The sequence below is a fragment of the Candidatus Stygibacter australis genome, from assembly GCA_030765845.1.
GTDB classification, from domain to species: Bacteria; Cloacimonadota; Cloacimonadia; order Cloacimonadales; family TCS61; genus Stygibacter; species Stygibacter australis.
This window is the reverse complement of record JAVCDJ010000109.1, coordinates 1-9868: the sequence shown is the minus strand read 5'-3', so window position 1 is coordinate 9868 and position 9868 is coordinate 1. Positions and strand designations below refer to the sequence as shown.

Below are 9868 nucleotides of genomic sequence, written 5' to 3'. Positions count from 1 at the left end.
TTTTAACTGTTCCTTTAAATCTTCTGCAGATTTCACAAAATGCCTCTCATATGTTTCTATCAACTCAGATGATAGATTTGGAATGATATCACGATAAATCAGTTGGACATTTCGATTTGTCAGCATAAATAAGGCTCTGTTATTGACTTTTACGAAATTATAATATTCTTTCAGATAACTATAAATCTTGTCGTAACTACCTAGAGCTTTATTAAAAGCTACTTCACTTTTTTTTAACCTACTCAGATCGTACTGCCTGACAATTACGTATAAAATCTCATTTTTACTGGAAAAATAGTAATACAAAGTGGATTTGCCAAAATCTGCATCTTTAGCAATTTGATTCAAGGATACATTATCAAATCCATATTTTATAAACAACTTTTTTGCTGATTTTAATATTTTCTTTTTTCTTGCTTCGAACTCATTTTCTATTCTATTCAACTCGACCTCCTTTCTAATATTCGACCGATGGTCTAGGAAATTCTGTGTTATAATTCTGTCAAGTTGTAATATAATATTTCAGGCATACCTTCATTTTTTTAAGTAAATCTGATTCGTAATTATAGCTTTTCATGACACTGTATTCTTTAATTTTCCTTACAAATGTAGTTGTAAAGAAAATATTAGAAATGTCTAGGAGCAAATTCACTGCCTGATCAAGATTTTTAGATACAGCTCAAATGCTGTAGTTTTTTATTCTCCAGAGGTTAGTTTGTCACTATATTTGCCACCACCTTCAAGTTTTCCTCTTATTCAGTAAGAGATTCCACAGCTTCGGCAATATTTCCCGGTGTGCTCATTATTTTCATGAACGTTCCCATATCAAGGTCAGGAAAGGATAGTGCGATGCGGTATCTTCCATGCAGCATCACAACTTTGTTATCAATCACCAGAAATTCGTAAGGCAGAAAAGCAGTATGCTTAGGTTCTCCACTATCAATCTTTGGAAGAAAAAGTGATTCTCCTTTTTCTCCTGAAAAACCGAATCCATACAATGTAAGATTATTATTAGGAATATCTATCCTGTATATCTGTTCTAAATCATCCTTCCTTTGAAAATTCTTTTCTAGGCGAGAAATTGCCGCTTCATAACTTTCAAATTCAGCTATATCAACAACATCTTTAAAATATGGCATCATAGCCATATAATGATATTTCTGCAGTTTTTTTGCTTTCAGTCCATCTTTAGAACCAAACTCGAGCATAGGATTATTACCAAATATCTGCATACTGGCAACCAGTTTATTATTCATTTCAGAAAGTTCTGTCCATACAGCATTAAAATCATCTTGAAAATAGGCATTTCCCCAATATAGGGGATTCATAAAACTGATTTGAAGCATATTCCCAACATCGGTTAATCCGATTCTCCAGGCAGCCGCAAAAGCCCTTGAACCACCTTTTGCAGAAATAGCTTCCAATAGTTTTGGACTCGAAACAATGATCACATACCTGCTTTCATTATCTGCCGGCATATATTCTCCGGAAATATCTAAACCGTTATAAAGCAAACTTACTTTTAAAGAATCTATGGTTTCATCTAAAGGCATATCACTTATCGCACCTAGTACATAAGGCTTATAAACCTGAGCAGTTAATGTTAAAATTCCCATAACAAGAATACTCAATAAAATTATCTTTTTCATATCACTTCCTTTTATATTACACCATAAGGTATCTGATCAATTCTGAAAACCGGACCATCTTTACAGATCAGTTTTCCACCAATATTGCAGCGCCCGCATTGACCTATACCGCACTGCATTTTCATTTCCAGGGTGGTAAATATCTGTTCAGCTTTCCAGTTCATTGCTTTAAGCGCTTCCACCGTAAGTCTGATCATTATAGGTGGACCACATATAACTGCGATACTGTTGTCCGGTTTTAAAGCAAGGTCCTTTACCAGACTGGGAATAAATCCGACCTTTCCGTGCCACCCTTCATAGGGAATATCGATTGTTGTATGCAACCGGGCATAAGGATCAGATTCCCATAGCTTCAGATCTTCCTTAAATAATATATCCAGAGGTGACCTGGCTCCAAATACTATTTCCAGACCGGCAAATTTATCCTTTTCCAGTAATATCTGATCAATAACGGGTCTTAACGGTGCCAGACCTATGCCACCACCAATTATCAGAAGTTTTTTACTGTACCATTCCTCCAGGGGGAAACTGTTGCCGTAAGGTCCACGTACTCCCACAAATTCTCCTGCCGTTAAACGATGCAGCATCTTGGTGAGGTGTCCCATTTTCTTCACCGATACTATAAATTGAGTTGCCCCCTTTTTCTGTCTGCTGATAGCAAAAGTGGATTCACCAATACCTTGCACAGTAATCTCAACAAATTGACCTAGTAAGGCAGAAAAAGGTTTCCCCTCATCTAACTCCAGTAGAAAACTCTTAACATCATTACTTTCATTTATAACTTTCTTTATAACTGCTGCTTTGGGGATCAATTCCATTTCAAGCTCCTTGCGATGCTGCTTTTTTTTCTTTTATCCTTTCGGTCAGGTTTCTGGCAATATAAGGAAAACTTCTCTTCAACGGGCAAATAATCACACATCTGCCACAACCCGTACAGGAAGTCCTGCCGTATTTCCTTTCGCTGTAGCCAAATTTATCCAGAGTCCGGTTCCTAACCCTGGCTGCATTGTTATCACGGGGATTATGCCCCCCTGCCATTCGGGAATAGGCAGAAAACTGGCAGGTATCCCAAACTGTCACTCTTTCACATTTCCCTTTGAATTTCTCATCAGCCACCAGGAAACATAAACAGGTTGGACAGCTGAAAGTACAACCACCGCAGGTTAAACAGATATCGGAAACATCATTCCAGAATTCATCATCGTAAGTATCAAGTACATCTTCCGGTGCAGCGACTTCAAATCTGCCACGGGGCCATTCAGGTGCCTCATAGATCTCATCTGTATCAATTAACAAACCGAAATTTAAGATATCCGAAACTTTTTCGGTTATCTGCCGGAAAAGAAATCCATCTGGAACACGTTTGAATATTATGTCCATTCCTTCTGTTTTATCAGGAGAACTATTTCGATCTGTACAATGGCAATTTTCACCCATTTCATCACAGATCATGCCAATGAGCAATGTGCGATCTCTTTCACCTTTATAAAGCTCATCGGTGTATCCGGAATGCAAAAAAACTCTGTCCATGTAATTAATACCTTCTGCATCGCAGGAACGCAAACCCATAATCGCGCGCGGTTTTGTACTGGTTTCAACCTGCTTTACAGACCATTTTTTCTTAAGATCGAATTCTGCAATGGGCCTTCTTTTCGGAAAGAAAAGAGCTTTCACAGATTCATCAATTATATTTGGAGGAAATTGAACTTCATCGGTTTTATCATAGATACTCCATATCCATTTTTGTTTTTCTTTTTCGGGTATCCACAATTCGTATCCGGAAGATAACTCATCCAGAAATCTGTTAAGGTCCTTCAGTTTTAACTTTTTCCAGTTACTCATGTCTTCCTCCCAGTATTTCATCAGGATCTTCCTTAGCCAGAACGACTAAAGGCGGTAGCTCATCAGGAATTGTGCCTGCTCTGACATTGAACATTTCCAGAACTGATTTTTCCACAGCGTTGTTCAATAATCTTAAGGGAATATCTTCCGGGCAAATACGATCACATTCACCACAATCAGAACAACGTCCCGCCAGGTGATATGCTCTGGTTAGATGCCACATTGTATTGGAAGAGAGTTTCGCAGATGCTTCAATCCATTTTGGCTCATGCTGATCGGCAATACACAATTCGCAGTAACATAAAGGACAGATCTGACGACAGGCATAACAACGAGTGCATTTATCGAATTCGACTGCAAAGAAATCCCAACGTTCGGGATCAGTCATGGCTTCGATTTTTTTCAATTGATCATAACCTGGTTCAGTTGCAGTCTTTTTCTCTCCAAATACATAATCGGCAATGGGAGAAATGTTAGTTGGGCAGTCATCGCACTTAGGGGCTTGTTTTTCATCGATATCAACACCTTCACAACCAACTGCCAGTGCAACGATCTGATTCAGGTTGATCCTGTGCTCCACGATCTGGGTAGTAAGTGACCTGCCGTCACAGCCTTTCAAAACTATCCCGACTTTCTTATATCTTTTAGTTATGTTGGGAAGATAATTAGTAAGGTTGTGCACGCTTCTGCGATCATAGATAAGTTCATCAATTTCGGAAATATCCTTAAAAAGATAAGGTCTTACATCACTAATAATTTCATCATATTTCCATCCCAGGAGAACTTCAATTATTTTTAACTCAAAAAGTTCTTTTGCTTTTACGATCAGTTCTTTCATTTAGCCAGCTCCTTTCGAGCAAGTGTCTTGGGTTTATCTGCCAGATCTTTAAGTTGTTGAGTGAATTGAGTACACTCATCGGCAAATTTTTTCCCCTCTGCAGCCGAGATCCAGGTGAAATGCATCCGATCATAATTAATACCAACGAAATTCAGCAGTCTTCTCGCTACAGCAAGTTTTCTACGAGCATGATAATTTCCGGTACCATAATGACAGTCACCAGGGTGACAACCACTTACCATGACACCGTCGTAACCTTCAACAAAAGCCTTAAAGATCATTACAGGATCTACTCTGCCGGAACAGGGCACCTGTACGATCTTAACATTGGCCGGATAGGTAAAACGGCTGGTTCCTGCCAGATCAGCTCCCGTATAGCTGCACCATTTACACAAAATTCCCAGTATCTGAGGTTCTTTATTCATTTTCATAATACGATCTCCTCGAAAAGTTCATCATCACTGAATCCGGCAAGAGTTATGGCACTGCCTTTACAGGTAGCCACACAGGCACCGCATCCCTGACATTTACCTGATATGACCTTAGAAACCTTTCTTCTGCCGAAATCCGCTTCTTCAATCGCTGAATAATGACAAACGTAGGCACAGGTTAGACAACCGGTGCAGGCGGAAGGATCGACCATCGCGATCCTGGCTGATTTCTTAAGAGTATCCCTGGCAAACAGGGAAAGCACTTTTGCAGCAGCTGCACTTCCTTGCTGAACACTGGCAGGAATGTCTTTAGGACCTTGGCATGCTCCCGCCAGGAAAATGCCGGCAGTAGCTGTTTCAACCGGTTTAAGTTTAGGATGAGCTTCATTGAAAAATCCGTCCTTATCGTAACTTATTCCCAGTATCTGGGCTAATTTGATCGCATCACCTTGAGGTTCAACCGCACTTGCCAGAACAACCATATCCGCATCAATGGCTACAGGTCTGCCTATCAGAGTATCTTCTGTGTAAACCCGGTATTGACCATTTTTTAACTTCATGATCCTACCTGCTCTTCCACGAAGATAACGTACATCATCTTCTTCGATCGCTCTTCGGACAAATTCATCATAACTTTTACCTGGAGACCTTATATCAATATAGCATACATAAGCGTCTCCATCTGGTACGTGATGTTTATAAAGCATAGCATGTTTAGCTGTATACATACAGCAGATACCGCTGCAGTATGTGTGCCCTTTATCTTCATCACGGCTGCCTACGCATTTCACAAATACTATTCGTCTGGGAACCTTACCGTCACTTAAACGAATCAACTCGCCACCGGTGGGTCCTGTGGAAGATACCAGTCTTTCAAACTGCAGGCCTGTGATCACATCAGGATATCTGTTACCGCCGTATTCTGTATAGACACTGGGATTCATTTCCCGATAACCGATCGCAGCAATAATTGCTCCCACTTCTACTTCTATTTCCTTCGGTTCATCATCATATCTAATCGCCTCAGCAGGGCATACTTTCTCACAAATACCGCATGTCCCTTTAGTTAGTTTCAGACAATTTTCAGGATCAATTATTGGAACAGCCGGAACTGCCTGCGGAAAGGGAATATAGATCGAAGGCCTTTTCTCCAGTCCGGCATTGAATTCATTTGGAGCAACTTCGGAAGGGCATTTACTTTGACATACTCCGCATCCGATACATTTATCTTCATCTACATAAGTAGCTTTACGGTTGATTGTTACCTTAAAATTCCCCACAAAACCATCAACCTTACCTATAGTGGAATTAACCATGATCCGGATATTGGGATGCTGGGCAACTTCGACCATTTTCGGTGTAAGAATGCACTGACTGCAGTCCAGGGTCGGGAATGTTTCATCCAGTTGAGCCATTTTCCCACCCAGTGAAGGGCTCTTCTCTACCAGGATCACCTTTCTGTCACCATCAGCAATATCAAGAGCAGCCTGTATTCCGGCAATACCACCACCAATTACAAGGGCGGTTTTGTGCAATTCAACATCAATATCAAATAATTCATCCTGGTGGGAAACCCGTTTGATCTGACGGGTGACCAGGTCTAATGCTTTCTGGGTTGCTGCCTCTCGATCTTTGGTAACCCAGCTGCATTGTTCACGTATATTAGCCATTGAAATGAGATAAGGATTCATCTGCTCGTTCAATAAAGCTTTCTGGAAGGTAGGAAGATGCATGCTGGGTGAACACGAAGCAACCACGATCCTGTTAAGCTCGTGCTCTCTTATCGCATTCCGGATCATATTCTGTCCGGGTGAAGAACACATGAATTTATAATCCATAGCGAAAGCTACATCCGGGAGTTCCTTTACGGTCGCAGTTACTTTTTCCACATCTACCGTAGAGGAGATATTGATACCGCAATGACAGATAAATACACCTATTCTAGCCATTCTTCTCTCCTCTTGCTTTCTCCAGTTTATGGAATTTCTGCATGAATTTATCAAAACTGATAGCATGAGCACCGAAGCCAAGTCTCTTTTCTTCTATTCCCAGAGCCAGCCCGATCAATTGGGTTATATGGATAACAGGAGTCTCATATTTACCGATCTTTCGATAATTGAATTTCTGTTGCATCCTGTCTAATTGTGCAATACAATATGGGCAAACACCAATAACAGCATCAGGTTTAACTGACTGAATACTATCCAGTTTCGTTTTAGTGTGAGGTAATGAGATCTCTTCCTTATGTAGTATAACCTGTGTTAACCCGGTTCCGCAGCAACTGCGAGCTTCAGGATATTCAACGATCTCACCACCCATATCTCTTACCAGTTCTTCAATCACAGAAGGCATAAAAGGATCGTCGATAGCTGTCTTTTTAAAGGCAAATAAATAATGACAGCCGTAATGAGTAGCAAATTTCATCCCTTCCAAAGGTCTTATCGTTCGCTCTCTGATCTTATCTTTTAGCTTGTATAGTATCTCTATGGAATGATATACGCTCTGTGAACCTTTGAATTCCCGCCCTATCATAGAAAGAATGACATTAACAACTCCTTTCACAGGAGGTCGATCGTTCATGAAATGGCCGAACTCAGTAAGGAATGTATAACAGCCGTTGCACAACGTGATAGTATCCAGCCCTTTTTCTTCCGCCAGAGCCAGGTTTCTTGCTACAGCCGGCATGGTACTGGTCGGTTGTGCTACATTTGTAAAAGTTAAAAAACCTCCGCAGCATGCTTGATCTTCACTCGTTTCAATCTCAACGTCCAGTTTGGGGAATATATCTTCAGCTGAGGTAATAATACCTGGATATTTATTGCTTCCCACACAGGGTTTGAAAAGGAACATTTTCTCAGAAACTTTTATTTTATCTAATATCTCTTGCCGCGGCATTAGTCCTCCTTATCTTGAAGATCTTCAAATTTATCGTTACCGGCACGTTTGATCTTTACCATATCTGCAGGACTTCCATAATTCCATTGTTTTTCTTTATTTTCCTTTTTATCAATATCTTTGAAAAGATCTGTCATACCTGTAGCATCAGCTATGAATCTGATCTCACTTATGGCCTGCTCGGAAACCTCTCTCTCCGGGGCAATTCCCATTTTTTCTCTCACGGAAGACATCCTGCCATCAGTGTGGGAATTTTTCGCGACCTCTTTCTTTACGCCTAAATTTGTTTCATGAGGACTTACACTCAATCCGGTTTTATAGTAATCCTGAGCATAGGGATCTTTCACTTTTTGTACTTCACTCCAGCCATAACCTTTATCTAATGCTGCATAGCGGATCATAGCGACGGCATAAGGGAAATTAATATCACGTGGACAAACAGCATAACAGCTGCCGCAAAAAAAACACAGCCAGAGTTCTTGTGAACTGATCACCTTTTCAATATTTCCTACCCTAAGATCCCTGATTATTCTCCTTGGATTGTAAGAAGATATCTTGGCGGCAGGACATTGTGAAGTACATTTCCCGCATTGCAGGCATTTCTCAAGGTCGTTGACCATATCATGTGTGACTTCAGCGAATTTTTTATCATACCCGGGCAGCCAGTCTAATTGAGATTCTCTCATAATTGCCTCTCTTACATCATTTTAGGCATTGCGGTCATCATGGAAGGGATTACCCGCGGATGCTTGAACATCATCATCATCATCATTCCCATTACATTTTTCATAATGTAGAAATTCATTTTCAAACCAAAAGCCTGCATCATGGGTATCATACGTTGAAAAACCTTGCCACCCAACTCAGGTTCCATATCCACAGCTTTTACCACTCCCGGCATCATCTCGATCAAAAGATCATCATTAACCGCAATACCCATACCCTCCATCATTGGAAGCATAGTTTTAAGCACGGAGTCTACCATCTCAGGCCTGCGTGCCAGGAATAGTAAGAGACCGGGCATCATATCCATCATCTTGTCCTTGGTTAAGGAAAGATCGAACATGATCTCAAAATTGTTCACGGTTTCCTGTGCTACATCTTTTCCGCTCATATAACCTCTCTTCTGCTATATTTTATCTCTGAATCGCTTTTATGATCAAGGAATTGGAAAATTTATAAAGGTCCTGAGACGTATGATATATCTCATTATGTTCCTTATTGGCAAGGATCATATTTGGTAGTAACCCATTTATCTGTCCCCAAAGAGAGTTAGCCAGCATCTCTTCATTAAGTGTATTATCAATTGAGCCATCTGCCTTACCGCTAACAATACAGTTTTTTAAGATTATATTGATCTTATCATTCTCCTGCAAGGTTGCCTGCAGTATCTCGCTTTCGTGATCACAATCTGCCCGGTGATGCCTGAAATTGATGATCGCATTTAAAAACTGCGGATTTTCTTCCTGAAAATCATAATAAACATCGAAGATCTTTTTTAGTTTATCTATTCCTTTTATTGCTTCTCCGCTTATCTGATCGAAACTGGCAGAAATAACTTTCAGGCTTTCCAGCAGAATTGAGAGGCAGAGTTCGGATTTAGATTTAAAATAGAAATATACTGCTCCTTTACTTAATTCAACAGCATCAGCAATGTCATCCATTGTTGTATTATCAAAACCTTTCTCCATAAAGATCCTGTGAGCAGCAGTGAGAATTGACCTTTTCCTGAGCTCACGTTCTCTTTCTTTGCGTTCTGATGTACCCATTTTTAATCTCCTGAAATACTTTGAGTCAATAACTGACTGAGAGTCAGATTGTGTCAATTTATTTTGTTTTTACTTACTGGCATCCCCACGTTTTTCATCTGAATTTAACCTCAACTCTCCAGATTAATTTATAAATAATCAGCCCCTTATAAATGATTGTCTCTCTACTCCCATTAAGATATCTGATAGTATATAGGCAGGAATAACCTTCCTTTTTTTAAGTAAATTTCATGTCTCTGGCGCACAGGCAAAATTGCTGCGAAAATTATCTGGATTGCCTCAAAATCCCCACTGTATGCCTTAAAGAAGCATACTGGTAACTGATATTTCCGACTTGTTGTAAACGACTACAATATAAGCAATTAGCATTTAGCCGCCAAATCACCGATTTCATAATATTATGTTTTACAACAAGATACGTCATTAAGCAATCTTCCTTTTTGC

Annotated in this window: 11 protein-coding genes; all 11 read right to left on the bottom strand. The window is 40.0% G+C overall.

Annotated elements, in window-relative coordinates; translation table 11 throughout:
- A partial coding sequence (locus RAO94_05700) for a TetR/AcrR family transcriptional regulator (protein ID MDP8321824.1) occupies window positions 1–444 on the bottom strand: 444 nt, incomplete at its 3' end.
- A gap of 308 nt (window positions 445–752) precedes the next feature.
- Complete coding sequence (locus RAO94_05695; protein MDP8321823.1) at window positions 753–1649, bottom strand: hypothetical protein; 897 nt, start codon at window positions 1647–1649, stop codon at window positions 753–755.
- An 11-nt stretch (window positions 1650–1660) separates the two neighbouring features.
- Complete coding sequence (locus RAO94_05690) at window positions 1661–2467, bottom strand: FAD/NAD(P)-binding protein (protein MDP8321822.1); 807 nt, start codon at window positions 2465–2467, stop codon at window positions 1661–1663.
- Window position 2468: 1 nt separating this feature from the next.
- Complete coding sequence (locus tag RAO94_05685; GenBank protein ID MDP8321821.1) at window positions 2469–3512, bottom strand: 4Fe-4S dicluster domain-containing protein; 1044 nt, start codon at window positions 3510–3512, stop codon at window positions 2469–2471.
- Entirely contained in the window at window positions 3484–4329 is an 846-nt protein-coding gene (locus RAO94_05680; GenBank protein ID MDP8321820.1) for a 4Fe-4S dicluster domain-containing protein, read from the bottom strand. Before RAO94_05680 ends, RAO94_05685 begins: the two co-directional genes overlap by 29 nt.
- A complete protein-coding gene (locus RAO94_05675) occupies window positions 4326–4760 on the bottom strand; it encodes a hydrogenase iron-sulfur subunit (GenBank protein MDP8321819.1) in 435 nt (144 codons plus the stop codon). The genes RAO94_05680 and RAO94_05675 overlap by 4 nt, the downstream gene beginning before the upstream one ends.
- Window positions 4757–6709: a CoB--CoM heterodisulfide reductase iron-sulfur subunit A family protein gene (locus RAO94_05670; GenBank protein MDP8321818.1), complete on the bottom strand. Its 1953-nt coding sequence runs from the start codon at window positions 6707–6709 to the stop codon at window positions 4757–4759. The genes RAO94_05675 and RAO94_05670 overlap by 4 nt, the downstream gene beginning before the upstream one ends.
- Window positions 6702–7655 (bottom strand): CoB--CoM heterodisulfide reductase iron-sulfur subunit B family protein, encoded by a 954-nt coding sequence (locus tag RAO94_05665; protein MDP8321817.1) that lies wholly within the window; start codon window positions 7653–7655, stop codon window positions 6702–6704. The genes RAO94_05670 and RAO94_05665 overlap by 8 nt, the downstream gene beginning before the upstream one ends.
- A complete protein-coding gene (locus tag RAO94_05660; protein MDP8321816.1) occupies window positions 7655–8341 on the bottom strand; it encodes a 4Fe-4S dicluster domain-containing protein in 687 nt (228 codons plus the stop codon). Before RAO94_05660 ends, RAO94_05665 begins: the two co-directional genes overlap by 1 nt.
- A gap of 11 nt (window positions 8342–8352) precedes the next feature.
- The gene (locus tag RAO94_05655; GenBank protein MDP8321815.1) at window positions 8353–8769 is read right to left on the bottom strand and encodes a hypothetical protein; all 417 of its coding nucleotides are present in this window, start codon (window positions 8767–8769) and stop codon (window positions 8353–8355) included.
- A gap of 22 nt (window positions 8770–8791) precedes the next feature.
- Window positions 8792–9424: a TetR/AcrR family transcriptional regulator gene (locus RAO94_05650; protein ID MDP8321814.1), complete on the bottom strand. Its 633-nt coding sequence runs from the start codon at window positions 9422–9424 to the stop codon at window positions 8792–8794.
- Between the last annotated feature and the right edge of the window lie 444 nt (window positions 9425–9868).

Bases quoted from the DNA above. Each gene is read 5' to 3' on its own strand.
- RAO94_05695 (MDP8321823.1), bottom strand. From the start codon at position 1,649: ATGAAAAAGATAATTTTATTGAGTATTCTTGTTATGGGAATTTTAACA.
- RAO94_05690 (MDP8321822.1), bottom strand. From the start codon at position 2,467: ATGGAATTGATCCCCAAAGCAGCAGTTATAAAGAAAGTTATAAATGAA.
- RAO94_05685 (MDP8321821.1), bottom strand. From the start codon at position 3,512: ATGAAATACTGGGAGGAAGACATGAGTAACTGGAAAAAGTTAAAACTG.
- RAO94_05680 (MDP8321820.1), bottom strand. From the start codon at position 4,329: ATGAAAGAACTGATCGTAAAAGCAAAAGAACTTTTTGAGTTAAAAATA.
- RAO94_05675 (MDP8321819.1), bottom strand. From the start codon at position 4,760: ATGAAAATGAATAAAGAACCTCAGATACTGGGAATTTTGTGTAAATGG.
- RAO94_05670 (MDP8321818.1), bottom strand. From the start codon at position 6,709: ATGGCTAGAATAGGTGTATTTATCTGTCATTGCGGTATCAATATCTCC.
- RAO94_05665 (MDP8321817.1), bottom strand. From the start codon at position 7,655: ATGCCGCGGCAAGAGATATTAGATAAAATAAAAGTTTCTGAGAAAATG.
- RAO94_05660 (MDP8321816.1), bottom strand. From the start codon at position 8,341: ATGAGAGAATCTCAATTAGACTGGCTGCCCGGGTATGATAAAAAATTC.
- RAO94_05655 (MDP8321815.1), bottom strand. From the start codon at position 8,769: ATGAGCGGAAAAGATGTAGCACAGGAAACCGTGAACAATTTTGAGATC.
- RAO94_05650 (MDP8321814.1), bottom strand. From the start codon at position 9,424: ATGGGTACATCAGAACGCAAAGAAAGAGAACGTGAGCTCAGGAAAAGG.